Annotated in this window: 26 protein-coding genes; 12 read left to right on the top strand and 14 right to left on the bottom strand. The window is 72.0% G+C overall.

Going from position 1 to position 23,586, the window contains the following annotated elements:
- Positions 1–89: 89 nt before the first annotated feature.
- On the top strand, positions 90–1,229 hold the full coding sequence (locus ACFV9D_RS15685) for a magnesium and cobalt transport protein CorA (RefSeq protein ID WP_385145670.1): 1,140 nt from the start codon (positions 90–92) through the stop codon (positions 1,227–1,229).
- A gap of 14 nt (positions 1,230–1,243) precedes the next feature.
- Positions 1,244–1,753: a hypothetical protein gene (locus ACFV9D_RS15680; RefSeq protein WP_385145668.1), complete on the top strand. Its 510-nt coding sequence runs from the start codon at positions 1,244–1,246 to the stop codon at positions 1,751–1,753.
- 16 nt (positions 1,754–1,769) lie between these two features.
- Here ACFV9D_RS15680 and ACFV9D_RS15675 read toward each other — a convergent pair whose 3' ends face one another.
- Positions 1,770–2,588, bottom strand: coding sequence for a hypothetical protein (locus ACFV9D_RS15675; RefSeq protein ID WP_385145666.1), 819 nt, complete (start codon positions 2,586–2,588; stop codon positions 1,770–1,772).
- 185 nt (positions 2,589–2,773) lie between these two features.
- On the opposite strand from ACFV9D_RS15675, the gene ACFV9D_RS15670 reads away from it, so the two are divergent.
- The 3 genes from ACFV9D_RS15670 to ACFV9D_RS15660 are packed head-to-tail and all read left to right on the top strand — an operon-like array spanning position 2,774 to position 5,809.
- The gene (locus ACFV9D_RS15670; protein WP_385145664.1) at positions 2,774–4,045 is read left to right on the top strand and encodes a magnesium transporter MgtE N-terminal domain-containing protein; all 1,272 of its coding nucleotides are present in this window, start codon (positions 2,774–2,776) and stop codon (positions 4,043–4,045) included.
- The gene (locus tag ACFV9D_RS15665; protein ID WP_385145662.1) at positions 4,035–4,631 is read left to right on the top strand and encodes a DUF1003 domain-containing protein; all 597 of its coding nucleotides are present in this window, start codon (positions 4,035–4,037) and stop codon (positions 4,629–4,631) included. Before ACFV9D_RS15670 ends, ACFV9D_RS15665 begins: the two co-directional genes overlap by 11 nt.
- A gap of 44 nt (positions 4,632–4,675) precedes the next feature.
- A complete protein-coding gene (locus tag ACFV9D_RS15660) occupies positions 4,676–5,809 on the top strand; it encodes an Mrp/NBP35 family ATP-binding protein (protein ID WP_385145660.1) in 1,134 nt (377 codons plus the stop codon).
- A 77-nt stretch (positions 5,810–5,886) separates the two neighbouring features.
- Here the strand turns inward: ACFV9D_RS15660 and ACFV9D_RS15655 are convergent, their stop codons facing one another.
- From ACFV9D_RS15655 to sigE, 5 genes are all read right to left on the bottom strand, one after another.
- A complete protein-coding gene (locus ACFV9D_RS15655; protein WP_385145658.1) occupies positions 5,887–6,519 on the bottom strand; it encodes a hypothetical protein in 633 nt (210 codons plus the stop codon).
- Positions 6,520–6,611: 92 nt separating this feature from the next.
- Complete coding sequence (locus ACFV9D_RS15650; protein WP_385145656.1) at positions 6,612–7,067, bottom strand: sec-independent translocase; 456 nt, start codon at positions 7,065–7,067, stop codon at positions 6,612–6,614.
- A gap of 91 nt (positions 7,068–7,158) precedes the next feature.
- The gene (locus ACFV9D_RS15645; RefSeq protein ID WP_385145654.1) at positions 7,159–9,090 is read right to left on the bottom strand and encodes a trypsin-like peptidase domain-containing protein; all 1,932 of its coding nucleotides are present in this window, start codon (positions 9,088–9,090) and stop codon (positions 7,159–7,161) included.
- 77 nt (positions 9,091–9,167) lie between these two features.
- A complete protein-coding gene (locus ACFV9D_RS15640; RefSeq protein WP_385145652.1) occupies positions 9,168–10,133 on the bottom strand; it encodes a zf-HC2 domain-containing protein in 966 nt (321 codons plus the stop codon).
- Positions 10,130–10,888 carry an RNA polymerase sigma factor SigE gene (gene sigE / locus ACFV9D_RS15635; RefSeq protein ID WP_385145650.1) on the bottom strand — a complete coding sequence of 253 codons (759 nt, stop codon included), beginning with the start codon at positions 10,886–10,888 and terminating at the stop codon, positions 10,130–10,132. Before sigE ends, ACFV9D_RS15640 begins: the two co-directional genes overlap by 4 nt.
- 141 nt (positions 10,889–11,029) lie before the next feature.
- On the opposite strand from sigE, the gene ACFV9D_RS15630 reads away from it, so the two are divergent.
- Positions 11,030–11,695, top strand: coding sequence for an O-methyltransferase (locus ACFV9D_RS15630; RefSeq protein ID WP_385145696.1), 666 nt, complete (start codon positions 11,030–11,032; stop codon positions 11,693–11,695).
- 212 nt (positions 11,696–11,907) lie between these two features.
- Here ACFV9D_RS15630 and ACFV9D_RS15625 read toward each other — a convergent pair whose 3' ends face one another.
- Positions 11,908–12,075, bottom strand: a complete 168-nt coding sequence (locus tag ACFV9D_RS15625; protein WP_006346801.1) for a DUF3117 domain-containing protein — start codon at positions 12,073–12,075, stop codon at positions 11,908–11,910.
- Between the two features lie 335 nt (positions 12,076–12,410).
- Between ACFV9D_RS15625 and ACFV9D_RS15620 the strand changes: the two genes are divergently transcribed.
- Positions 12,411–13,214, top strand: coding sequence for an enoyl-CoA hydratase/isomerase family protein (locus ACFV9D_RS15620; RefSeq protein WP_385145648.1), 804 nt, complete (start codon positions 12,411–12,413; stop codon positions 13,212–13,214).
- Here the strand turns inward: ACFV9D_RS15620 and ACFV9D_RS15615 are convergent.
- Both ACFV9D_RS15615 and ACFV9D_RS15610 read right to left on the bottom strand, forming a co-directional pair.
- Positions 13,211–13,819 (bottom strand): DNA-3-methyladenine glycosylase I, encoded by a 609-nt coding sequence (locus ACFV9D_RS15615; RefSeq protein ID WP_385145646.1) that lies wholly within the window; start codon positions 13,817–13,819, stop codon positions 13,211–13,213. The genes ACFV9D_RS15620 and ACFV9D_RS15615 overlap by 4 nt on opposite strands.
- Complete coding sequence (locus ACFV9D_RS15610) at positions 13,816–14,163, bottom strand: DivIVA domain-containing protein (RefSeq protein WP_385145644.1); 348 nt, start codon at positions 14,161–14,163, stop codon at positions 13,816–13,818. Before ACFV9D_RS15610 ends, ACFV9D_RS15615 begins: the two co-directional genes overlap by 4 nt.
- A 103-nt stretch (positions 14,164–14,266) precedes the next feature.
- Here ACFV9D_RS15610 and folP point away from each other — a divergent pair, with 103 nt between their 5' ends.
- On the top strand, positions 14,267–15,127 hold the full coding sequence (gene folP, locus ACFV9D_RS15605) for a dihydropteroate synthase (protein ID WP_385145642.1): 861 nt from the start codon (positions 14,267–14,269) through the stop codon (positions 15,125–15,127).
- Positions 15,128–15,245: 118 nt separating this feature from the next.
- On the opposite strand, the gene ACFV9D_RS15600 is transcribed toward folP, so the two are convergent.
- Together ACFV9D_RS15600 and dapE are read right to left on the bottom strand one after the other, a co-directional pair.
- Positions 15,246–15,995 carry a TIGR00730 family Rossman fold protein gene (locus tag ACFV9D_RS15600; RefSeq protein ID WP_361864109.1) on the bottom strand — a complete coding sequence of 250 codons (750 nt, stop codon included), beginning with the start codon at positions 15,993–15,995 and terminating at the stop codon, positions 15,246–15,248.
- A gap of 84 nt (positions 15,996–16,079) precedes the next feature.
- Complete coding sequence (gene dapE / locus ACFV9D_RS15595) at positions 16,080–17,162, bottom strand: succinyl-diaminopimelate desuccinylase (RefSeq protein WP_385145640.1); 1,083 nt, start codon at positions 17,160–17,162, stop codon at positions 16,080–16,082.
- Positions 17,163–17,200: 38 nt separating this feature from the next.
- Here dapE and ACFV9D_RS15590 point away from each other — a divergent pair, with 38 nt between their 5' ends.
- Together ACFV9D_RS15590 and ACFV9D_RS15585 are read left to right on the top strand one after the other, a co-directional pair.
- A complete protein-coding gene (locus tag ACFV9D_RS15590) occupies positions 17,201–18,139 on the top strand; it encodes a hypothetical protein (RefSeq protein WP_385145638.1) in 939 nt (312 codons plus the stop codon).
- 473 nt (positions 18,140–18,612) lie between these two features.
- The gene (locus tag ACFV9D_RS15585) at positions 18,613–19,068 is read left to right on the top strand and encodes an ATP-binding protein (protein ID WP_385145636.1); all 456 of its coding nucleotides are present in this window, start codon (positions 18,613–18,615) and stop codon (positions 19,066–19,068) included.
- 90 nt (positions 19,069–19,158) lie between these two features.
- Here ACFV9D_RS15585 and ACFV9D_RS15580 read toward each other — a convergent pair whose 3' ends face one another.
- A complete protein-coding gene (locus ACFV9D_RS15580) occupies positions 19,159–20,268 on the bottom strand; it encodes a bifunctional succinyldiaminopimelate transaminase/glutamate-prephenate aminotransferase (RefSeq protein ID WP_385145635.1) in 1,110 nt (369 codons plus the stop codon).
- 97 nt (positions 20,269–20,365) lie between these two features.
- Positions 20,366–20,686 carry a ferredoxin gene (gene fdxA, locus ACFV9D_RS15575; protein WP_003985062.1) on the bottom strand — a complete coding sequence of 107 codons (321 nt, stop codon included), beginning with the start codon at positions 20,684–20,686 and terminating at the stop codon, positions 20,366–20,368.
- 112 nt (positions 20,687–20,798) lie between these two features.
- On the opposite strand from fdxA, the gene ACFV9D_RS15570 reads away from it, so the two are divergent.
- Together ACFV9D_RS15570 and ACFV9D_RS15565 are read left to right on the top strand one after the other, a co-directional pair.
- Complete coding sequence (locus tag ACFV9D_RS15570; RefSeq protein WP_385145633.1) at positions 20,799–21,800, top strand: GNAT family N-acetyltransferase; 1,002 nt, start codon at positions 20,799–20,801, stop codon at positions 21,798–21,800.
- Positions 21,797–22,633 (top strand): tetratricopeptide repeat protein, encoded by an 837-nt coding sequence (locus ACFV9D_RS15565; RefSeq protein ID WP_385145631.1) that lies wholly within the window; start codon positions 21,797–21,799, stop codon positions 22,631–22,633. The genes ACFV9D_RS15570 and ACFV9D_RS15565 overlap by 4 nt, the downstream gene beginning before the upstream one ends.
- Here the strand turns inward: ACFV9D_RS15565 and ACFV9D_RS15560 are convergent.
- Positions 22,630–23,574 (bottom strand): MerR family transcriptional regulator, encoded by a 945-nt coding sequence (locus ACFV9D_RS15560; RefSeq protein ID WP_385145629.1) that lies wholly within the window; start codon positions 23,572–23,574, stop codon positions 22,630–22,632. The two genes, ACFV9D_RS15565 and ACFV9D_RS15560, sit on opposite strands and share 4 nt — an antisense overlap.
- Positions 23,575–23,586 lie beyond the last annotated feature (12 nt).

The following is a 23,586-nucleotide window of genomic DNA, read 5'->3' as shown; positions in this document are numbered from 1 at the left end:
CCGCCCGCTTTGTGGACGACGTAGCTCCACGTCCCCATTCCGGGCTGTGCCACGCCTCGCCGGCGGCTTCTCCGTGAAGGAGCATGCCAATGTCGATGATCCGTGACCTGCGCGCCGCGGTCCGCCCCTCCCTGCGCCCCTCCCTGCGCAAGACCGGTACCGCCCTCGCCTCGCCGTACGCCAACTACGACGCCACCCGCGACCCGTCCGCCTCAAGCGCCGTCGTCGACTGCGCCGTCTACCGCGACGGCCGCCGCGTGGACGACCGCGCCTGCCTGACGCCGCGCGGCGCGATGCGCCAGGTGCGGGAGAGCGGCGGCTTCGCCTGGATCGGCCTGCACGAGCCGACGGAGTCCGAATTCGCCGGTATCGCCGCCGAGTTCGGGCTCCACCCGCTCGCCGTCGAGGACGCCGTCCACGCCCACCAGCGGCCCAAGCTGGAGCGGTACGACGACACCCTCTTCACCGTCTTCAAGACGATCCACTACGTCGAGCACGCCGAGCTCACCGCCACCAGCGAGGTCGTCGAGACCGGCGAGGTGATGTGCTTCACCGGCCCCGACTTCGTCATCACCGTCCGGCACGGCGGGCAGGGCTCGCTGCGCAACCTCCGCCACCGCCTCCAGGGCGAGCCCGAACTGCTCGCCAAAGGGCCTTCCGCCGTCCTGCACGCCATCGCCGACCATGTCGTCGACGGCTACATCGCGGTCGCCGACGCGGTCGAGCTCGACATCGACCAGATCGAGATCGACGTCTTCTCCCCGCCGGCCAAGGGCTCCACGCGCGGCACCGACACGGGCCGGATCTACCAGCTGAAGCGTGAGGTACTGGAGTTCAAGCGGGCCGTCACCCCGCTGCTGCGCCCGATGCAGCTGCTGAGCGAGCGCCCGATGCGGCTGGTGGACCCGGACATCCAGAAGTACTTCCGCGACGTCGCCGACCACCTCGCGCGCGTGCAGGAGCAGGTCGTCGGCTTCGACGAGCTCCTCAACTCGATCCTCCAGGCCAACCTGGCCCAGGCGACGGTCACGCAGAACGAGGACATGCGCAAGATCACCTCCTGGGCGGCGATCATCGCCGTACCGACGGCGGTCTGCGGTGTGTACGGGATGAACTTCGACCACATGCCCGAGCTGGAGTGGAAGTACGGCTACCCGATGGTGCTCGTCGGCATCACGGTGATCTGTTTCGCCATCCACCGGACCCTCAAGCGCAACGGCTGGCTCTAGATAGGCTGCGGGGCATGACAGACACGCCGCTCGGCCTCGCCCTCGTCGAGGAGGCCACCAAGAAGTCCGGCCTCATCTGGGTCCGGGGCGACGCCCCCGCGGCCCGGGCGCTGTGGCACGTCTGGCACGAGGGTGCGGCGCACGTCGTGGGCGACGGCCCCGGCGAGCAGCCGCTCCCCGGTCTCGTCGCGGGCGCGACGGCCGAGGTGACGGTTCGCAGCAAGGACAAGGGCGGCCGGATCGTCGCCTGGACGGCGGCGGTGAGCGAACTGGCTCCGGGTTCGCAGGAGTGGGACGCGGCGGTCGCCGAGCTGAAGGGCAAGCGCCTGAACGCGACGGACGGCGAGGCGATGCCGGAGCGGTGGGCGCGGGAGTGCCGGGTGCTGCGGCTCGAGCCGGTGGGCTCCACGACGGACCTGCCGGACGGGTCCCTTGCCGCGGCCCCGCAGCCGTCGGAGGCCACGACGAGGCGGCCGGTGCCCGCGGCGCTCCCCCGCCTGCTGTTCAAGCGGCGCAAGCGCTGACGCGACGCCCAGGCCCTCAGGTGCGCGGCAGCTGCTTGCCGTAGTCCAGGGTCTGGTCCTTCGACGGCTCTTCCAGCGGGAAGTCCTTGTCCCACTCGGACAGCACCACCACGCCCGCTCCACCGCCGCGTGCGAACCGGAGCGGGAACGGAGTTCCGTCCAGCGAGACGTCCAGGGTTCCGCCCTCGCCGTCCTCCCCGCCCTTGACCTTGACCGTGCGCAGGCCGCCGATCTTGTCGCGGTCGCCCTTGACGACCTCGCCGTGCAGCCCGAGGAGCCCGTCGAGGAGCAGGCCCATGTCGGTGAAGCCGCGCAGCTGCTTGTACGAGGGGTCGTCCTGCGGCACCTTCACGTACTTGTCGTCGAGCTTGTCGGCGGCCTCGCTGTCCGACTCGGTCGGCGCGTCGGACGCCCCGCCGCCGGACTCCCCGCCGCCGGACCCCGCGCCCCCGTTCGCCTCGCCGTCGGACGTGTCGCCGTCGTGCGCCCAGAAGCCCGCGTCGGCCTTCATGTAGAGCGCGTCACCGATCCGCAGCAGCTCGAACGTGCTGTTCTTCGTGGTCACCGAACCGCTCGCGCCGTCCTGCTTGAGCCGCATGTTCAGCTTGTACGTGCCGCCCTTGCTGACCAGGGTGCCGGCGAGCCGTACCGCCTTCGCCGTGTCGGCGGCGGACTGCGCCTTCTGCTCGATGGCGGTCGCCTCGAGCTTCCCGACCCCGTTCGTCCCCTCGTCCGGATCCGATGCGCAGGCGGTGAGTCCCGCCACGAGACCGGCGCAGAGCGCCACGGGCAGGACGGCCCGGCGGATGCGCGATGCAGTGGGGAGTGCGGTCACCTGCGCTGCCTCTCGAACGTCGTCGGTGGGGGGACGGCAGCACGCAGCGTACCCGGGCGGGGGAACGGCCCCACAGGCAGCCGTACGGGCGCTCTGCCGGGGCGCCACCGAATGGCACGGGCTAGCCTGAACCCGGCATACCTCGGCAATGACCCGAATCGTGCGACATCGAGGAGGCGCGTGGCATGGCGGCAGGCGCCCCCCGGATCTTCGTCTCGCACCTCGCCGGTGTCCCCGTGTTCGACCCCAACGGCGACCAGGTGGGCCGGGTCAGCGACCTCGTCGCCATGCTCCGGGTGGGCCGCCGCCCGCCCCGGCTGCTCGGCATGGTCGTCGAGGTCCTCAGCCGCCGCCGGGTCTTCGTCCCGATGACCCGCATCACGGGCGTCGAGTCCGGCCAGGTCATCACCACGGGCGTGGTGAACATGCGCCGCTTCGAGCAGCGCCCCACGGAGCGGCTCGTCCTCGGCGAGCTGCTCGACCGCCGGGTGAAGCTCGTGGAGACGGACGAGGAGGTCACCGTCCTGGACGTGGCCATCCAGCAGCTGCCGGCCCGCCGCGACTGGGAGATCGACAAGGTCTTCGTACGGCGCGGCAAGCCCGGCGCGCTGCGCCGCAAGGGCGAGACGCTGACCGTGGAGTGGTCGGCGGTCAGTGGCTTCTCGCTGGAGGAGGAGGGGCAGGGTGCCGAGAGCCTGGTCGCCACGTTCGAGCGGCTGCGCCCCGCCGACCTGGCCAATGTGCTGCACCACCTCTCGCCCAAGCGGCGCGCCGAGGTCGCCGCGGCGCTCGACGACGACCGGCTCGCCGACGTCCTGGAGGAGCTGCCGGAGGACGACCAGATCGAGATCCTCGGCAAGCTGAAGGAGGAGCGGGCCGCCGACGTCCTGGAGGCGATGGATCCGGACGACGCGGCCGACCTGCTCTCCGAGCTGCCGGAGGAGGACAAGGAGCGGCTGCTCACCCTGATGCGCCCGGACGACGCCGCCGACGTACGCCGTCTGCTCGCGTACGAGGAGCGGACGGCGGGCGGGTTGATGACGACCGAGCCGATCGTGCTGCGGCCGGACGCCACGGTGGCGGACGCGCTGGCCCGCGTACGGCAGCAGGACCTCTCCCCGGCGCTCGCGGCGCAGGTGTACGTGTGCCGGCCGCCGGACGAGACGCCGACGGGCAAGTACCTGGGCACGGTGCACTTCCAGCGGCTGCTCCGCGACCCGCCGTTCACGCTGGTCAGCTCGCTGGTCGACAGCGACCTGCCGCCGCTGTCCCCGGACACCCCGCTGCCCGCCGTCACCAGCTACCTCGCCGCGTACAACATGGTCGCGGCGCCGGTGGTGGACGAGAGCGGGTCCCTGCTCGGTGCGGTCACCGTCGACGACGTACTCGACCATCTGCTGCCGGAGGACTGGCGGGAGACCGAGTTCCACGACGAGGGGGTGACGCATGGCGGCTGAGCGCACGCACGAGCGGGAGCGGGAGAGGGAGAGGGACCGGGAACGGTCCATGCCCCGGATCCGGCTCGACCTCCCGCGGGAGCGACGGCTCAGGCTGCTGCCCGAGTACGACCCCGAGGCCTTCGGGCGGTTCTCGGAGCGGATCGCGCGTTTCCTGGGGACCGGGCGGTTCATCGTCTGGATGACGGTGACGATCATCGTCTGGGTGCTGTGGAACATCTTCGCGCCGTCGTCGCTGAAGTTCGACGAGTACCCGTTCATCTTCCTGACGCTCGCCCTGTCGCTCCAGGCCTCGTACGCGGCCCCGCTGATCCTCCTCGCCCAGAACCGTCAGGACGACCGGGACCGGGTCAATCTCGAACAGGACAGGAAGCAGAACGAGCGGTCCATCGCGGACACCGAGTACCTGACCCGGGAGATCGCGGCGCTGCGGATGGGTCTGGGGGAGGTGGCGACCCGCGACTGGATCCGTTCGGAGCTCCAGGACCTGATCAAGGAGATGGAGGAGCGCAGTGACGGTCATCGGGACCACCGCGATCTATTCCCCTCCGGCGGCGATCACAGAAGTGACGTACCCGACCGCTGACGGGTCTTTCCGGGGTCGGTGGTCGGCGCCGTACCATCGTCCGTATGGCTACGGAAGACGCGGTGCTTGAAGCACTGGCGACGGTGAACGACCCCGAGATCAACAAACCGATCACTGAGCTCGGCATGGTCAAGTCGGTGGAGATCGGTTCCGACGGCAGGGTCGCCGTCACGGTCTACCTCACCGTCTCCGGCTGCCCGATGCGTGACACGATCACCCAGCGCGTCACCGACGCCGTCTCCCGGGTCGAAGGCGTCTCCGGCGTCGACGTCACGCTGGACGTGATGAGCGACGAGCAGCGCAAGGAGCTCGCCTCGGCGCTGCGCGGCACGACGGCCGAGCGTGAGGTGCCGTTCGCGAAGCCCGGCTCGCTGACCCGCGTGTACGCGGTCGCCTCCGGCAAGGGCGGCGTCGGCAAGTCCTCCGTGACCGTGAACCTGGCCGCGGCGATGGCCGCCGACGGTCTGAAGGTCGGTGTCGTCGACGCCGACATCTACGGGCACTCGGTGCCCCGCATGCTGGGTGTGGACGGCCGTCCGACCCAGGTCGAGAACATGATCATGCCGCCGTCCGCGAACGGTGTGAAGGTCATCTCCATCGGTATGTTCACCCCGGGCAACGCCCCGGTCGTATGGCGCGGCCCGATGCTCCACCGCGCACTCCAGCAGTTCCTCGCGGACGTGTACTGGGGTGACCTGGACGTGCTGCTGCTCGACCTGCCCCCGGGCACGGGCGACATCGCGATCTCGGTGGCGCAGCTGGTGCCGAACGCCGAGATCCTCGTCGTCACGACCCCGCAGCAGGCGGCGGCCGAGGTCGCCGAGCGGGCCGGCTCGATCGCCGTCCAGACCCACCAGAAGATCGTCGGCGTCGTCGAGAACATGTCGGGCCTGCCGTGCCCGCACTGCGACGAGATGGTCGACGTCTTCGGCACGGGCGGCGGCCAGAAGGTCGCGGACGGGCTGACGAAGACCACGGGCGCGACGGTTCCGGTCCTCGGCTCCATCCCGATCGACGTCCGCCTGCGCGAGGGCGGCGACGAGGGGAAGCCGGTCGTCCTGACCGACCCGGACTCCCCCGCGGGCTCGGCGCTCCGCTCCATCGCCGGCAAGCTCGGCGGCCGCGCCAGGGGCCTCTCGGGCATGAGCCTGGGCATCACCCCGCGCAACAAGTTCTGAGACGCGTGAGGGGGCACCCCGTTCGGGGTGCCCCCTTTCTCGCGCCCAGGAGTTCTCGTGCCTAGGAGTTCTCGCGTCTAGGAGGCGGCGTACAGCCCGAGGTCCTTCACCCCGGCGAACCCGAGCCCGTACGCGCTCATGCCCCTGCCGTACGCCCCGATGTGCACCTCACCCGCAGACCCGGCAAGCACCCAGCCGAACTCCGACTCCCGGTAGTGGAACGGCACCGGCACGCCGTCCACCGGCAGCGACAACGTCGACCACTCCGGGCCCGTCAGGTCGTCCGCCAGCTCGAACGCGGCCTCCGTCTGCTGGTCCAGCCAGTCGTCCCGCAGCGAGTGGTCCAGCTGCGCGGGCCAGGTGTACGCGAGCAGCCCCGAGCCGGCCAGCCAGGCGGCGGAGGAGACCGTGGTGGCTTCCAGGACGCCCGTACCGTCGCCCGAGCGCCGCACCGGGTTCGCCGCGACCGTCACGACGACCGCGAAGCGCTCCTTCTCCGCTCCGCTCGCATCGGACTTTATGGACGGCTCGTCGCCGTGGCCCATCGACCCGTGCTGGACGGTCCCGTCCGCCGCCGTGCCCACCTGCATCAGCCAGCGCGGTCCGGTGAACGCCTCGTCAAGTCCGTACCAGGTGAAGGGTGCGCGCAGAAAGCCTTCGGCCGTACGCCGGGCTGCGGGCAATCCCTCCACCCGACTCGTCGTCTCCATCTCGGCCGCCTCCTCGATCCGTCGTGCCCGCGTCGGCGGACAACAGATGGAGGATAGCCACCGGCCTGCGCGCGGTGTGTCAGCCCAGGTTGTCAGGTCGCGTCGGAGTCGTACGGCGGCCGCTCACCGGCGTCCGGCTTGTCCTGCTTCTTCTTGAGCAGATCGGGCGAGCCGTTGACCGCCGCGGGCACCGAGGAAGTCGAGGCGGACGGCTCCGGCTCACGGCCGTTGACCGCGTCGGCGACCTCGTTCATCTCCTTCTTGAGGTCGAAGCTGCTGCGCAGCTCCTTCAACTCCTTGAAGTCCTCGTTGCCGTCGAGCTGCTTGCGCAGGAACGTCTTCGGGTTCAGGTCCTCGAACTCGAAGTCCTTGAACTCGGGCCCCAGCTCGGTCCGGATGTCCTGCTTCGCGCTCTCGGAGAACTCGCGGATCTTGCGGATGAAGCGCGAGACGTCCTGGATGACCTTCGGCAGCTTGTCCGGGCCAAAAATGAGCACGGCGAGGACCACGAGCGTCACGAGCTCGAGTATGCCTAGGTCGTTGAACACCTTGCTGCTCCTTACACGGGGTCCGGGGCCCGCTCCACGGTACCCGCCGAAACTGCCGGGCGGGTACCTTGCGGTGTCGCCCACATGGCGCTCAGTCGCCTTGCGAGGAACCGAGCGTCAACGTCTTGGTCTGCTCTTTGCCTCCGCGCAACAGCGTCAGCTCCAGCCGGTCCCCCGGACGGTGGGCGCGGATCTTGACGATCAACTCCTCGCCGCTGTGGACCCGCTGGCCGTCGACCTTGGTGATGACGTCGCCGGGCCGGATGCCGGCCTTGGCGGCCGGGCCGCCGGCGGTGACGGCGGCCGAGCCGTCCTTGCCCTTCTCGCCGACGCGGGCGCCGTCGCCGTTGAACTGCATGTCGAGGCTCACACCGATGACGGGGTGGGTGGCCTTGCCGGTGTTGATGAGCTCCTCGGCGACCCGCTTGCCCTGGTTGATCGGGATGGCGAAGCCCAGGCCGATGGAGCCGGACTGACCGCCGCCCTCGCCGCCCTCGCCGCCACCGGCGGCGCGGATGGCGCTGTTGATGCCGATGACGCGGGCCTTGGAGTCGACCAGCGGACCGCCCGAATTGCCCGGGTTTATCGGCGCGTCGGTCTGGAGCGCGTCGACATAGCTGACGTCGCTGCCGTCGCCCTTCTCGCCGCCGGCCGTGATGGGCCGCTCCTTGGCGCTGATGATGCCGGAGGTGACGGTGTTCTGGAGGTCGAAGGGGGCACCGATGGCCACGACCGGGTCGCCGACCCGTACGTTGTCGGAGTTGCCGAGCGGCAGGGGCTTGAGCCCCGAGACGCCGGTGACCTTGACGACGGCGAGGTCGTAGCCGCTGTCCTTGCCGACCAGCTTCGCGCTCGCGGTCTCGCCACTGCTGAAGGTGACCGAGATGTCCCCGGAGGTCCCCGCCCCGTCGACCACGTGGTTGTTGGTCAGGATGTGGCCCTGGGTGTCCAGGACGAAACCGGTCCCGGTGCCGGCGGAACCGCCGCCGCTGACGTGCAGGGTGACGACGCTGGGCAGGGCGCTGGCCGCGATCCCGGCGACGCTGTCGGGCGCGCGGCCGGAGTCCTCGGGGCCGGCCTGGGGCAGCTCGAGGGTGCTGATGCCGCCGTTGCGCTCGACGTAGGCGCCGACCGCGCCGCCGAGAACGCCCGTGATCACGGCGAAGACCAGCGCGCCCGTGAGCGCGAGCCCGCGCCGTGAACGCCGGGACTTGGCGGGCGGCTCGGCACCGATGGTCAGCGGGGCGCCAGGGGCTCCCCAGGGGTCGTACTGCACCCACTGAGCGGGCTGGGACGCGACCGGCTGGGGCGCGGCTGCCTGCGGAGCGACCGGCTGGGGCGCGACCGGCTGCGGAGCGACCGGCTGCGCGACGGTGTGCTGAGGAGCCGTGGGCTGCGGCGGTACGGGGACCCCGTGGGCCGGGGTCGCCACCGGCCGCTGCACGGGCGGGGCGGGGGCCCAGGGACCGGGCCCGCCGTAGGGCGGGGTCCGGTACTCGTCGGGCTCGTGCAGAGGCTGCGCCTGCGGCGTCTGCGTCTGGTGCTCGGGCTGCGCCTGCTGCGGTACGGCGGGAGCCTGACCGCCCGCCGGAGCCTCCAGGGTCTCGGTGACCCCCAGGGCTTCAGGGGCCGCCAGGGTCTCCGGGCCCTGCGGGACTCCCTGGGCTTCCGGGGCCCGGGAATCCGGCGCCTCCAGGGACCCCGTGGCCTCCGGGCCTTGCGGGACTCCCTGGGCCTCAGGGGCCCCCAGGGTCTCCGGGACTCCCTGGGCCTCCGGGCCCTGGGCTTCCGGGCCATGGGCCTCCGGGCCATGGGCCTCCGGGCCATGGGCCCCCGGGGCCTCGATGGCGTCGGGGCCGGTGTGTGGGGCGGAGGCCCCGGGGGGCTCCGGTGCCGCGGGGGCGGCGAGCGTGAAGTCACCCTCGTCCGCGGCCGGCGGCTCCGGTATCTCCCGGACCGCCGGCGTACTCGTAGGCCGGCTCCACCACTTCGGCTTCTGGCCGGTGGGCTTCCCGTCGTTCATGCTCTCCCCGCAACAGCTGACCTGTCCGCGCCCGCCTGCGTCGGGCGCCCGTGCCCTGGATTCAACCAGGTCCGGGGTCAGCGTTGGGCGGTGAGCGGGATCGTCGACGAGCTCGGGGTCGCGGGCGAGGTGTGCGTCGGGCCGCCCAGCGGGTTGAGCCCGGACGTGAACGCCAGGTGCAGGGCCGGTCCCGTGGGACGTATGAACGGCGAGAGGGCGAGCAGCGACGGCGGAGCCTGGTCCTGGAGCGGGCCGGCCACCGCGGGTGTCGCGCCACCGGGCACCAGGGGTGCGGGCGCCACGATCCCGGGCGTCGACACCGGCGCGCCGACCGGGTTCGTCGCGGACGAGGAGTCCGTGACCGACCGCTCTCCCGAGCGCCCGCCGCGACCGGTGACCGTGCCCGCGTTCGTACCCGCGCCCGTGCCCGAGTTCGGGCCGGTGCCGCCGCCCGAGGCCGCGGCCCGCAGCGGAGTCACGGTGTTACCCGTGCCCTCGCCACGCGCGCCGACGCCCACCGAGGACTCCAGCGGCAGGGCACCACCGAGCGCGATGGCCGCGAACGAGACCGCGCTGGCCGCCGCGATGCCGAAGCGCCGCCCACGCCAGGGCGAACGGTCGTGGTCACCACGGCCGCCCACCTCGTGGATACGGAAGCCGGAGTGCGGGGAGACCGCGGCGGCCGTGGCGAAGCCGTCGGACTTCACCCCGCCGACGCCACCGACCCCGCCTCCGCCGCCCAGGCCGAAGAGGTCGTCGAAGGGTCCCCCCCGACGGTCGTCGCCCCCCGGATCACCGGGCCCCCCGGGCAGCCCTTGGAGACGGGCGAGGAGGCCCTCCGAGGGCGGAGGGGGTGCGGTGGAGGCGAAGACGCTCTTCAGCTTGCGCTGGGCGTCCGCCTCCGCCTTGCATTTGGCGCAGGTCGCGAGGTGCGCGAGTACCCGCTCGCGGGCGTCGTGGCCGAGCTCCCCGTCGACCAACGCGGCGAGCCGGTCCCCGAGGTGCTGCTCCGCGGGGGTCGGGCCGGCAGGACGTGTGCTCACGCCGTACCGCCCTCCCAGCCGACGGCGGCCAGCGCACGCTCCGCCCGAGCCTCGGGGGAACGGTGCTTCAGCGCCTTGCGCAGGTGCGAGCGCCCGCGGTGGATGCGGCTGCGGACCGTGCCGAGCTTCACGCCGAGCGTGGCGGCGATCTCCTCGTACGAGAGTCCTTCGATGTCACAGAGGACGACCGCGGCCCGGAATTCGGGCGCGAGGGTGTCGAGAGCCTGCTGTACGTCGGCGTCGAAGTGCGTGTCGTTGAACGCCTGCTGCGGCGAGGGCTCGCGGCTGGGCAGCCGCTCGGCCGCGTCGTCGGCGAGCGCGTCGAAACGGATCCGCTGCTTGCGGCGGACCATGTCGAGGAAGAGGTTGGTGGTGATGCGGTGCAGCCAGCCCTCGAAGGTGCCCGGCGTGTACGTCGACAGCGAGCGGAAGACGCGGACGAAGACCTCCTGGGTCAGGTCCTCCGCGTCGTGCTGGTTGCCGGTCAGCCGGTAGGCGAGGCGATAGACCCGGCCACTGTGCGTGCTGACGATCTCCTCCCAAGTGGGCGGAGTCCACGCCTGCGATTCCGCATCCGATGCGAAGGTCGCGGTGGTGGGAGCGGAGTCGGCGGTGTGGAAACGGTCAGCGGTGTCGGTCACGGATTTCGGCTCACCCGCCGACCTGAGAAGACGCCGAAGCACTCCTCCCCGATCCACAGGCGCAGCCGCACCTCCCCTGTCGGCTCTGGTGGTGTCCAGTGGAGCCCCTACCATAGCCACCTCGCCCGTTAGCTCCGGATAAGAATCTTTACGCGAATTTGGGGGTCGGCTCGCCCGGCGCTCCGTATCGCGTCCTGCCTCTTTGAACGCGCGGTCCCATCTGCGGGTTCCCGCGTGCAGCGGATACAGTCACCGTTGCGCCAACTACGGGGACAGGAGAGGGCCATTACCGCCAACCGGCAGACGAGCTGGGCGTTCGCCGACGCCTTTGTCGCCGAGGACGATGCGCTGCGCTGGGCCCGTGAGCGGGCCCGGGACGCAGGGCTGCCCTCGGTGTCTCCGGGCACCGGCGCCGCCCTGCGCCTGCTGGCCGCGACCGCCGACGCGAAAGCAGTGGCCGAAATCGGTACCGGAACGGGCGTGTCCGGGATCTATCTGCTGCACGGGATGCGGCCGGACGGGGTCCTGACGACGGTGGACCTGGAGCCCGAGCGCCAGCAGTTCGCGAAGACGGCCTTCCGGGCGGCGGGCTTCGCCGGGAACCGCGCGCGTTTCATCCCGGGCCGCGCCCTGGACGTCCTGCCGCGGCTCGCGGACGGCGGGTACGACCTCGTCTTCTGCGACGGCGACCGGCTGGAGTGCCTGGACTACCTCGCTGAATCGTTGCGCCTGCTGCGACCGGGGGGTCTGGTCTGCTTCGAGGGCGTCTTCGCTGACGGCCGTACCGTCGACTCGGCGGCCCAGCCGGCGGAGGTGCTGCGCGTGCGCGAGCTGCTGCGGGCGGTCCGCGAGAGCCAGGAGCTGCTGCCGTCGCTGCTGCCGGTGGGCGACGGCCTGCTGTGCGCGGTACGGCGCGGCTGACGCGCGGAAACGCCGGGCCGGAGCCGTAGCGCCCCAGGGCCGCAAGGTCCCGGCGCCGTAAGGCCCCAGGGTCGTAGGCCAGGATCCGTAGACGCAGATCCGTAGACCCAGATCCGTAGGCCCCGATCCGTAGGCACGAGCCGGAAAACACTCCTGCCCCGGCGCGGTGAGTACCGTGCCGGGGCAGGAGCGGACAATCCTGGCTTGTCGCGTCAGCCGACTACCTGCTTCAGGGCGTCGCCGAGTGCTTCGGCCTCGTCCGGGGTCAGCTCGACGACAAGCCGACCGCCGCCTTCGAGCGGAACGCGCATGACAATGCCCCGCCCCTCCTTGGTCACCTCGAGCGGGCCGTCGCCCGTCCGCGGCTTCATGGCCGCCATGCTTGTTCCCCTTCCTGAAACCAGCTCTTCGTCAGCCGACGGCCCCTGATCGGGAGCACACGTCACCGGCATCGAACACATTGCTTCCAGGTCATTATCCCGCATCACAGGACCCGATGACCAACATCAGACTGCATCGCTTGCGCAACGCGCTTCCGCAAAACAGCCCATTCCGGCGATCGGCCTGCGATACTTCGCCGCCACCGCGCCACCACCACCCCGTCGGTCTTTGACGCAGCTCACATGTGCGGGGTGCGTGATCTCCGCCATGCTGGGGGTCCCCGGACGAAGTCCAGGGGAGGGTCAGGGACGCAAAGACGCGAAGGGAAGCCGCAATGGCCGACACCGTGCTGTACGAAGTGAGCGACGGACTCGCCACGATCACGCTCAACCGGCCCGAGGCCATGAACGCGATGAACATCGAGGCGAAGGTCGCCCTGCGGGACGCCGCGGAGGCGGCCGCGGCGGACACCGCCGTACGTGCGGTGCTGCTCACGGCGGCGGGCGACCGGGCGTTCTGCGTGGGTCAGGACCTCAAGGAGCACGTGGGCCTGCTGATGACGGACAAAGAGTCCGGGTCGCAGGCGACGATGAACACCGTCCGGGACCACTACAACCCGATCGTCCGGGCGCTGACCGGCATGAAGAAGCCGGTGGTGGCGGGCGTGAACGGCGTCGCGGCGGGGGCCGGCTTCGGCTTCGCGCTGGCGGCGGACTACCGGGTGGTCGCCGACACCGCCGCGTTCAACACCTCCTTCGCGGGGGTCGCGCTCACCGCCGACTCCGGCATGTCGTGGACGCTGCCGCGGCTGATCGGCGCGAGCCGCGCGTCCGACCTGCTGCTCTTCCCGCGTTCGATCAGCGCCCAGGAGGCGTACGAGCTCGGCATCGTGAACAAGCTGGTCCCGGCCGCCGACCTGGCGCAGGAGGCCCTGAAGGTCGCCCGCACGCTGGCCGAGGGCCCGACGGTGGCCTACGCGGCGCTGAAGCAGTCGATGGCGTACGGGGCGGACCACTCACTCGCCGAGGCGCTGGAGAAGGAGGACGAGCTCCAGACGGAGGCGGGCGCCTCCGAGGACCACACGATCGCGGTCCAGGCCTTCCTGGCGAAGGAGAAGCCGAAGTACGTGGGCCGCTAGCGCGCGCCCCCGGGGCGCCCCTTGGTGGCGCCCCGGGCCACGCAGCCCTGCACGTGGTCGTCGACCAGGCCGCAGGCCTGCATGAGGGCGTAGGCCGTCGTCGGGCCGATGAACCGCAGGCCGCGCTTCTTCAGGGCCTTCGACAGGGCCGTCGACTCGTCGGTCACCGCCGGGACGTCGGCGATGGTCAGGGGTGCCGGGCGGGTCGCCGGGTCCGGGGCGTACGACCAGATCAGGGCGTCGAGCTCGCCGGGGGCCCACTCAGCGAGCACCTTCGCGTTGGCCATCGTCGCGTCGATCTTCGCGCGGTTGCGGATGATGCCCTCGTCCACGAGGAGCCGCTCGCGGTCCGCCTCGCCGAACTCCGCCACCGAGGCGATCTTGAAGTCGGCGAAGGCCCGCCGGAAGCCCTCGCGCCGGCGCAGGATCGTGATCCACGAGAGACCCGACTGGAACGCCTCCAGGCACAGCCGCTCGAACAGCGCGTCGTCGCCGTGGACCGGGCGGCCCCACTCCTCGTCGTGGTACGCCACGTAGTCCTCGGTCGACAGGCCCCAGGGGCAGCGCAGTCGGCCGTCCGGGCCGGGGATCGCCTCGCCGGTCACTGTCCTTCGTCCTTGTGCAGCGAGGGCCCCTGCCCGCCGTTCCCTCCGCCGTTCCCGCCCGCGAGCGCCGCCTGCAGATCCGCGATCCGCGCGTCCCGCTCCGCGAGCTCCGCCGCCAGCCGACCCAGGACGTCGTCCACGTCCGCCATGCGGTAGCCCCGCGCGGTCACCGGCAGCCGGAGCGCCTCGATGTCGGCGCGGTCGATCGGCCGCGCCGCCGGCAGGGGGTCCACCAACTGCTCCGGTGCCACCTCGGGCAGCACCTCGCTGTCGCCTCCGCCGACCACCGCGAGGGTGACCGCCGCCACGACCACGACCATCGCGATCAGCAAAAACCAGAACACCAGCGCGCCTCTCCCCGGAGTGGAAATCGTCCGGTGCCGATCGTGCCATGTGCCACCGACAGTTAGGGTCACAGGCGAACGGACGCGAGGGAGGACATAAGGGATGCTGCGCTTGGGACGGCGTGAATTCGGGCCGCACGAGCCGGTGATCATGGCGATCGTGAACCGGACCCCCGATTCCTTCTACGACCAGGGCGCCACCTTCCGCGACGAGCCGGCCCTCGCCCGCGTCGAGCAGGCGGTCGCCGAAGGCGCCGCGATCATCGACATCGGCGGGGTGAAGGCGGGCCCCGGCGAGGACGTCACGGCCGAGGAGGAGGCGCGGCGTACGGTCGGTTTCGTCGCGGAGGTACGGCGCAGGCATCCGGACGTCGTCATCAGCGTCGACACCTGGCGCGCCGATGTCGGAGAGGCGGTCTGCGAGGCGGGCGCGGACGTCCTCAACGACGCGTGGGGCGGGGTGGACCCGCGACTCGCGGAGGTCGCCGCCCGGTACGGCGCCGGTCTCGTCTGCACCCACGCGGGCGGCGCGGAGCCGCGGACCCGGCCGCACCGGGTCGAGTACGAGGACGTGATGGCCGACATCCTGCGGGTCACCGTGGGGCTCGCGGAGCGGGCGGTGGAGCTGGGCGTGCGGCGGGACGGGATCATGATCGACCCGGGTCACGACTTCGGCAAGAACACCCGCCACAGCCTGGAGGCGACGCGACGGCTCGGGGAGATGGCGGAGACTGGGTGGCCGGTGCTGGTGTCTCTGTCGAACAAGGACTTCGTGGGCGAGACGTTGGATCGGCCGGTGAAGGAGCGGGTGCTCGGCACCTTGGCGACGACGGCGGTTTCCGCGTGGCTGGGCGCCCAGGTGTACCGGGTGCACGAGGTGGCCGAGACCAAGCAGGTGCTCGACATGGTGGCGACGATCGCGGGGCACCGGGCGCCCGCAGTGGCCCGCAGGGGGCTCGCGTAGACCTGCGCCTGCAGGCCGGTGGTCGGTTGTGCCCACCCGTTCCTCCCCCTAGGACTCCGTCCTGGGGGGACCCCCACGCGGAACGCATGCCCACAACCGACCGGGGGCACCCGCGGCTCTACCGGCCTGTCTCCTTCGAGACCAGCGCTACCGCCTCTTCCACGTCGTCCGTCACGTGGAAGAGCAGCAGGTCCCGTTCCGAGGCCTTGCCGCCGGCGACGACCGAGTCGCGGAGCCAGTCGACGAGGCCCTTCCAGTACTCCGTACCGAAGAGCACGATCGGGAAGCGGGTCACCTTCCGCGTCTGGACCAGCGTGAGCGCCTCGAAGAGCTCGTCCAGGGTGCCCAGGCCGCCCGGGAGGACCACGAAGCCCTGGGCGTACTTCACGAACATCGTCTTGCGGACAAAGAAGTAGCGGAAGTTCACGCCGATGTCGACGTGCGGGTTGAGCCCCTGCTCGAAGGGGAGCTCGATGCCCAGGCCCACCGAGATGCCCTTGGCCTCCCGCGCGCCCTTGTTCGCCGCCTCCATGGCGCCCGGGCCGCCGCCCGTGATCACCGCGAAGCCCGCCTCGACCAGCGCGCGGCCGAGCCGCACGCCGGCCTCGTACTCCGGCGAGTCCGGCTTCGTGCGGGCCGAGCCGAAGACGCTGATCGCGCTCGGCAGTTCGGCGAGGGCGCCGAAGCCCTCCACGAACTCGGACTGGATGCGCATGACCCGCCAGGGGTCGGTGTGCACCCACTCCGAGTCGCCCTCGGTGTCCAGCAGACGCTGATCCGTGGTGCCCGGCTGGACCTGCTCCCGGCGCCTGAGCACCGGTCCCAGCCGCTGCTCCTCCGGCTTCGACGCTCCCTCGGGGATACCCATGGCCTGCTCCCTCCACCGATCCACTGATCTTCTGATTCGGTCAGGGTAGGTCCACAGACGTGACAAAAAGCGAAATTACGGCTGTCAGTCAGTGAGCCAGTCGCGGAGCCGCTCCTCGCACTGCACGATCCGGTCCACGATCACGTGCTCGTCCACCTTGTGCGCGTAGATCGGGTCGCCGGGGCCGTAGTTGACCGCGGGGACGCCGAGGGCGCTGAAGCGGGCGACGTCGGTCCAGCCGAACTTGGGGTGGGCCGTGCCGCCGACCGCCTTCATGAACTCGGCCGCGGCCGGGTGCGAGAGGCCGGGCAGGGCGCCGCCGCTGTGGTCGTCGATCACGAACTCGGCGACCCCGCAGTCGGCGAAGACCTCGCGGACGTGCGCCACGGCCTCGGCCTGGGTGAGGTCGGGGGCGTAGCGGTAGTTGACGACGACCGTGCAGGCGTCGGGGATGACGTTGTTGGCGACGCCGCCCTCGATCCGTACCGCGTTGAGGCCCTCGTGGTACTCCAGACCGTCGATGACCGGCTTGCGCGGCTCGTACGCGGCGAGCCGGGCCAGGATCGGGGCCGCCGCGTGGATGGCGTTGGAGCCCATCCAGGAGCGCGCGGAGTGGGCGCGCTCGCCCTCGGTCCGCAGGAGGACCCGCAGCGTGCCCTGGCAGCCGCCCTCGACCTCGGCGTTCGAGCCCTCCAGGAGGATCGCGAAGTCGCCCTCCAGCCAGTCGGGGTGCGCCTCGGCGACCTTCCCGAGGCCGTTGAGGTGGGCGGCGACCTCCTCCTGGTCGTAGAAGACGAAGGTGAGGTCGCGGTTGGGCTCGGGGACGGTGGCGGCGATCCGGAGCTGGACGGCGACGCCCGACTTCATGTCGGTGGTGCCGCAGCCCCACAGGATGCCGTTCTCGTCGAGGCGTGAGGGCACGTTGTCCGCGATCGGCACGGTGTCGATGTGGCCGGCCAGGATGACGCGCTCCGCGTGGCCGAGCCGGGTGCGGGCCACGACGTTGTTGCCGTATCGGTCGACGGTCAGGTGCGGCAGGGCGCGCAGGGCCAGCTCGATCGCGTCGGCGAGCGGCTTCTCTGTCCCGCTGACGGAGGGGAAGTCGACGAGCGCGGCGGTGAGCGCCGGACCGTCCAGCGTGAGGTCGAGGGGAGCGTTGTCAGCCATGTGCCGACCCTAACCCGGCCTCCAGTACGGTGGGCCCCGTGTCCGAGCCCACCCGTACCCCCCGCACCTCCCGCACAGGCCGTCTCGCCAGGTTCACGGCCGCCTTCACCGTGCTCTGCGGCCTGATCGCCTATGTGGCCGTGCACCAGGTCACGGGCCCCAAGGGCGCTCCCCAGTGCCGTGTGGGGAGTGGCGAGAACACATACGAGTTCACGCTGGAGCAGGCGTCGAACGCCGCCACCATCTCCGCCGTCGGCACGACGCGCCGGATGCCGGAGCGCGCGGTGACGATCGCCCTGGCGACGGCGCTCCAGGAGTCCGCGCTGCGCAACATCCGGCACGGCGACCGGGACTCCCTGGGTCTGTTCCAGCAGCGCCCGTCCATGGGCTGGGGAACGCCGGAGCAGATCATGGACCCGGTGTACTCCTCGGGGAAGTTCTACGAAGGTCTCGCGAAGGTTCCGGGCTATTCGCGGCTCCCGCTGACCGTGGCGGCGCAGAAGGTGCAGCGCAGCGGTTTCCCGCAGGCGTACGCGAAGCACGAGCCGGACGCGGCGCTGCTGGCGGCCGCGCTGACCGGCCGCTCGGCCGCCGCGCTCAGCTGTACGACCGGCGAGGTGCAGGACGGGGAGCCGGGCGATCCGACGAAGGTCCGGGCGGAGCTGGTGCGGGCGTTCGGCGAGAAGGCCGCCCCGAAGGCGACGGCCGGCGGCAGCTCGGGAGGCTCAGGACGCTCCGGAGCCAAGACGGGCGCCGCCCCCGCCGTGGTCTCGGTACCGGTCCTGGCGACCACCGGGACGGACGCGCAGCGCGGCTGGGAGCTCGCCCACTGGGCGGTGGCGCGCGCGGACGACCTGCGGATCTCGGAAGTCGCGTACGCGGACAAGGTCTGGCGCGCGGGCGACTCCACGGGCACGTGGGCAAGGACGGCGGACGCGGCCGGCGACGGAACGGTCCGTATCAAGCTCGCGCGCTAGCGCGGCAGCGCGGCAGGCGGTTCGCCAGATGACGGGGGACGCGACCGGCGACGCCCGGGTAGCCGGCCCCGCGGCCCGCCAGGCGACGCCCGGGTAGCCCCGGTGGCTCCGGCAGCGCGCCCGACGACGGGACGGACGGGTGGCCCGCGATCATCCGCGCCGGCCCGCCCGGCGTCGCCCTGGTTGCTCGACCCGCGCGCCGGGCGCGTGTACGACCCTTCACCCGACCGGGTATTCGCGGACCGCCGTCCGCGCGCCCCTCGCCGCGCCCCGGCAACTCCCTGCCACTTCCCTTGCCACGCAAGGGAAGTGACGGTTCGGCAGACGTTGGATCTTCGGACGCGTTCGTCCGCTTTCCTCCCCACCCGATAATGCGATGCATTGCACAGCCTTTACCTTCGGCCGCCGCAACCTCTCCCTCCCCCGCCTCGGTTGTCACGGCGTCAGAACGTCCTCTCCGTCGAAGGAGCACCATGTCCCTCCCCCTGACCCGTCGGATCGCCCGCGCCGCACTCCTCGTAGCGGCCGGAGCAGCCCCCGTGGTCGGTGCGGCCGGCTCCGCGAGCGCCCTGGACCACAACATCGCGCCGACCGGAGCCCTCTCCGGTATCTCCAGCCTGGACGGCGCCGGTGTCGGCACCGCCGTCGACGGCGCCTCCCAGACCGCCACCGGCGTGGTCGGCGACACCGGCAGCAAGGCCGTCGGCACGGCCGTCCCGGCCGCCGGCAAGACCGTGGGCGCGGCGGGCAAGACCGCCGCCCCGGCCGCGCAGAAGGTCGCGGGCGACACCGCGGGCAGCGCGGGCGAGGTCCTCGGCTCGACCGCCGGTGCGGCCTCCGAGAGCGCCCCGTCGGCCGGTGGCCTCGGCGGCGCCCTGCCGACCGGCGGCGGCGTGCCGTCGCTGGGCGGCCTGCCGCTCGGCGGCTGACGCCGTCCGGTACTCCGGCACCGGTACGGGAGAGGGCCCGGGGAGCACACGCTCCCCGGGCCCTCTCACATACGTACGACGTCGGTGGCGTCAGGCCAGGCGCTTGACGGCCGCCTCGACCCGCTCGTCGGTGGCGGTGAAGGCCACGCGGACGAACCGCTCCCCCGCCGCCCCGTAGAAGTCGCCGGGCGCGACCAGGATGCCCTTCTCGGCCAGGTACGCCACCGTCTCCCAGCACGGCTCGTCGCGCGTCGCCCACAGGTAGAGGCTCGCCTCGCTGTGCTCGATCCGGAAGCCGTGCGCCTCCAGGGCGGTCCGCAGCGCCGCGCGCCGGGCCGCGTACCGCTCCCGCTGCTCGGCCACGTGCGCGTCGTCGCCCAGGGCGGCGACCGTGGCCGCCTGCACCGGGGCGGCCGTCATCATGCCGCCGTGCTTGCGGATCTGGAGCAGCTCGCCGAGGACGGCCGCGTCGCCCGCGATGAACGCGGCGCGGTAGCCGGCCAGGTTGGAGCGCTTGGAGAGCGAGTGGACGGCGACGATGCCCTCGTGCGTACCGCCGCAGACGTCCGGGTGCAGGACCGACACCGGGTCGGCCTCCCAGCCCAGCTCCAGGTAGCACTCGTCCGAGAAGATGAGGATGCCGTGCTCACGCGCCCAGGCCACGATCCGGGTCAGCTCGTCCTTGCCGAGGACCTTGCCGGTGGGGTTCGAGGGCGAATTGAGCCAGAGCAGCTTGACCGCGGCCGGGTCGAGGTCGGTGGTCGGGTCGTCGTAGACGACCGGCTCCGCGCCGCAGAGCCGCGCGCCGACCTCGTACGTCGGGTAGGCGAGCCGCGGGTACGCGACCTGGTCCCCGGCGCCGAGCCCCAGCTGGGTCGGCAGCCAGGCCACCAGCTCCTTGGAGCCGACGACCGGCAGCACGTTCCCGTGGGTGAGGCCGACCGCGCCCAGGCGCCGCTCGCACCAGCCCGTCAGCGCGTCCCGCAGCTCGGTGGTGCCCCACACCGTGGGATAGCCCGGCGAGTCGGCCGCCGCGACCAGCGCCCGCTGGATCAGCTCCGGCACCGGGTCGACCGGTGTGCCCACGGACAGGTCCACGATGCCGTCCGGGTGGGCGACCGCCGTCTTCTTGTACGGCTCCAGCTTGTCCCAGGGGAAGACGGGCAGGCGCGAAGAGACTGCGCCCGAGACTGCGCTCACGAGTTGGCTCACTTCCTCGTACGTACGGGGTGACGCGTCGGGGAAACGCGTCGGTCCCGTACAGCGGGCGAGGCCGTACGGGACCGAGGGTGGTTGATCAGCCGTTCTGCGGCGGCAGAGCGGCGATGAAGGGGTGGTCGCGCTCGATCAGGCCGAGCTTGGAGGCACCACCGGGCGAACCGAGCTCGTCGAAGAACTCGACGTTCGCCTTGTAGTAGTCCTTCCACTCCTCCGGGGTGTCGTCCTCGTAGAAGATGGCCTCGACCGGGCACACCGGCTCACAAGCACCACAGTCGACGCATTCGTCCGGGTGGATGTACAAGGACCGGGAGCCCTCGTAGATGCAGTCGACGGGGCACTCCTCGATGCAAGCCTTGTCCTTGACGTCGACACAAGGCTGCGCGATGACGTAGGTCACGCTGTCGTTCCTCCTCGGTAGGGCTGGTCTGCGCGGGAGCGCGGCGTCGTCGATGCCCGCCCCTAGTATCTCCGTTCTTGGGGACGATCCGAACAGGAGGGGCGGAGAACCTGTGGAATTCACCGCTGGAGGACGCCTAGAGATGCGTATTACCCGCGCTGACGTGGGAAAACGTGTCTCAGTTCGGTACGTGACACACTCCGGTGCCCCGGGTGAGCGCTTCACCGACGCGGTCGGCGTTCTCACATCATGGGACGCGGGTGTGCTGCTGATCACACGCAGGACCGGTGAGAGCGTCCGGATCGCGGAATCCGCGCTGGTCGCGGGGAAGGTCGTGCCCGCCGCCCCGGCCCGCAGGCGGGGGCCCGCGGCCTCCTTCGACGAGCTGGCGCGGGTCACGGCGCGCGCGTGGCAGCCGGTGGAGAGCGAGCCGCTCGGCGAGTGGACGCTGCGGGCGGCGGCGGGGTTCACGCGCCGGGCCAACTCCGTCCTTCCCCTCGGCGACCCGGGCCTGCCGCTGGACGAGGCGCTGGCGCGGGTGCGCGACTGGTACGCGAAGCGGGATCTGCCCGCGTACGTCCAGACGGCGACCGGTGCCGAGGGCACGCAGGAACTCCTCTGCGCCGAGCTCGAGCGGCGCGGCTGGCAGGCGGAGGTCTCGGCGGAGGTACGGGTCGGCGGGCTCGCGCCGATCGGGGACCTGGACGCCGACGTCTCGTCCGTCCGGCTGTCCCGGGACCTGGACGCGTCCTGGCTGCGGCGCTACAACCGTTTCGGTGTGCCCGGCCCCCATGTGTCGAGCGTCCTCTCCAGCGGCCCGAGTGTGTGGTTCGCGTCCGTACCGGGCACGGGAGACATACCGGCGGCGATCGGACGGTGTGTGGTCGACGGCCGCTGGGCCGGATTCATGGCTGTGGAGGTCGACCCCGCGTCCCGGCGCCAGGGCCTGGCCACGGCCGTCATGACGGCGCTCGCCCGGCAGGCCCTCGACGAGGGCGCGTCGGCGGCCTGGCTCCAGGTGGAGGCGGACAACGACGGGGCAAGGGCGCTGTACGAGGGGATGGGCTTCGCGGTCCATCACCACTACCACCACTACCGGGCGGCGGAGGCGTGAGCGAGGTGACCGGCGTGACCGACTGGCGGCGGGAGTTCGCGGAGGAGGCCCGTTCGAGGCGTCCGGACCTCGCGCGGCTCTGTCTGCTGATCGGCGCGGTGGCGGACGACGGGGTGACCCCGGCCGACCTGGACGCGGCGGAGATCGAGCTGGACCGGCTGGCCGGCGAGCTGCCCTATGGTCTGCGGGACCCGGCGGAGTGGGTGGCGGCGCTCTCCCGGCTGCTCGGCGACCGGTACGGCTTCCAGGGCACCCCGGCCGACTACCAGCGCCTGGAGTCCTCGCTGCTGCACGAGGTCCTGCAGCGAAGGCGGGGCCTGCCGATCCTGCTGTCGGTCGTCTGGCTGGAGGTCGCCCGCAGGGCGGGCGCGCCGGTGTACGGGCTCGGCCTCCCGGGCCATTTCGTCGTCGGCTTCGGCGACCCGGCGGCGCAGGTCCTCGCGGACCCCTTCGCGGGCGGCCGGGCGATGACGGGCCTGGACGCGGAGCTGCTGGTGGCGGGCGCGACGGGCGAGCCCCTGGAACCCTCGATGCTGCGTCCGGCGGACCGCCTGGACATCGTCCTGCGCATCCTCAACAACATCCGCGCCTGGGCCTCACCACGCCCGGAACGCTCGGGCGTCGCGCTCTGGGCGGTCGAGCTGTCCCTCCTCCTCCCCTCCCACCCGGCCCGCCTGCGCTACGAACACGCGGAGCTGCTGGTCCAGCGCGGCGAGTTCCTGGCGGGGGCGGCGGAGATGGAGGCGTACGCCACGGTCGTGGACGCGGTCGAACCGAGCGCGGCGGCATCGATCCGCAACCGGGCGCAGGCGGCGCGGGCGCTGCTGAACTAGCGCGGGTCCGGTCGCTCACGCTGGAGGTGCCCCTCCCTGTGACCTGCCCTGCGGCGGTCAGGATCCGCCTGTGGCTGCTCGGCCTGCGCCCGCAGGAACCAGTCGAGGGCGGGGGCCAAGGGCTCCGGCGGTGGCCAGGCATTGATCACGGCGAGCAGCTGGAGGTAGCGGACTCGGCGCGGGTCGGCGGCGGCTTCGAGGTACGAGCGGAGGTCGTCGGGGCAGGAGGGGTGGGCGGTGACGTGGGCGACGATCGCGCGCGCCGCCGGCGAGGCCGGGTCGAGGGCGAGGTCGGCCGTCTCGCGGACGACGGCCACGATGTCGGGGCGCGGGGGCGTGAGGCCGCCCTCGTGCGCGGCGGCGAACCGCTCGGCCATCCCCCGGGCGCCGGCCACGAACTCCGGGTCCTGGGCCAGTTCCGCCAGCTCCACCCAGGCGGCGACCTGCGCGTCGTCGGGGTCGTCGGGCAGCTCCGGTGTCATCGAGCGGACGACGCCCGCGTCGAGAGCGCCGTAGGCGGCGGCGAGGAAGTCCGCGATCAGACGGTCGCGTTCGACGGCGGACAGTCGCGCGAGCTTGTGCATGAGGTCCAGCTCCTCCGGGGTGGACCCGCGCCCTGCCACCGCCGTCAGCACCGCGCGCCGCAGACGCAGCGTGCGGATCTGCACGTCCAGCGCGTCGGCGTGCGCGGCGACGACCTCGGCCAGGGTGGCCTCCCGGTCCACGACCTTCCGGATGGCCGGAAGGCCGAGACCGAAGTCGCGCAGGGTGCGTACGAGGTCGATGCGTGCGACGGCGTCGGCGCCGAAGCGGCGGTGGCCCGCGGGTGTGCGGTCGGCGGGCGGGACGATGCCCTCGTCGGCGTAGAAGCGGACGGTTTTGACCGTCGTCCCGGTCCGCCGCGCCAGTTCACCGATCGAGTAGAGCGTCTCGCCGTCCATGCGGACCACTCT

The organism is Streptomyces sp. NPDC059875 (assembly GCF_042731085.1).
In the GTDB taxonomy this organism is placed as follows: Bacteria; Actinomycetota; Actinomycetes; order Streptomycetales; family Streptomycetaceae; genus Streptomyces.
The sequence above is the reverse complement of the archived record's forward strand: the minus strand, read 5'-3'. Positions and strand labels throughout refer to the sequence as shown.

Bases quoted from the DNA above. Each gene is read 5' to 3' on its own strand.
- folP (WP_385145642.1), top strand. From the start codon at position 14,267: ATGCTGCGCTTGGGACGGCGTGAATTCGGGCCGCACGAGCCGGTGATC.
- dapE (WP_385145640.1), bottom strand. From the start codon at position 17,162: ATGGCTGACAACGCTCCCCTCGACCTCACGCTGGACGGTCCGGCGCTC.
- ACFV9D_RS15670 (WP_385145664.1), top strand. From the start codon at position 2,774: ATGGCGGCAGGCGCCCCCCGGATCTTCGTCTCGCACCTCGCCGGTGTC.
- ACFV9D_RS15600 (WP_361864109.1), bottom strand. From the start codon at position 15,995: ATGGGTATCCCCGAGGGAGCGTCGAAGCCGGAGGAGCAGCGGCTGGGA.
- ACFV9D_RS15680 (WP_385145668.1), top strand. From the start codon at position 1,244: ATGACAGACACGCCGCTCGGCCTCGCCCTCGTCGAGGAGGCCACCAAG.
- ACFV9D_RS15660 (WP_385145660.1), top strand. From the start codon at position 4,676: ATGGCTACGGAAGACGCGGTGCTTGAAGCACTGGCGACGGTGAACGAC.
- ACFV9D_RS15665 (WP_385145662.1), top strand. From the start codon at position 4,035: ATGGCGGCTGAGCGCACGCACGAGCGGGAGCGGGAGAGGGAGAGGGAC.
- sigE (WP_385145650.1), bottom strand. From the start codon at position 10,888: ATGGTAGGGGCTCCACTGGACACCACCAGAGCCGACAGGGGAGGTGCG.
- ACFV9D_RS15655 (WP_385145658.1), bottom strand. From the start codon at position 6,519: ATGGAGACGACGAGTCGGGTGGAGGGATTGCCCGCAGCCCGGCGTACG.
- ACFV9D_RS15685 (WP_385145670.1), top strand. From the start codon at position 90: ATGTCGATGATCCGTGACCTGCGCGCCGCGGTCCGCCCCTCCCTGCGC.
- ACFV9D_RS15620 (WP_385145648.1), top strand. From the start codon at position 12,411: ATGGCCGACACCGTGCTGTACGAAGTGAGCGACGGACTCGCCACGATC.
- ACFV9D_RS15645 (WP_385145654.1), bottom strand. From the start codon at position 9,090: ATGAACGACGGGAAGCCCACCGGCCAGAAGCCGAAGTGGTGGAGCCGG.
- ACFV9D_RS15560 (WP_385145629.1), bottom strand. From the start codon at position 23,574: ATGGACGGCGAGACGCTCTACTCGATCGGTGAACTGGCGCGGCGGACC.
- ACFV9D_RS15625 (WP_006346801.1), bottom strand. From the start codon at position 12,075: ATGGCGGCCATGAAGCCGCGGACGGGCGACGGCCCGCTCGAGGTGACC.
- ACFV9D_RS15585 (WP_385145636.1), top strand. From the start codon at position 18,613: ATGTCCCTCCCCCTGACCCGTCGGATCGCCCGCGCCGCACTCCTCGTA.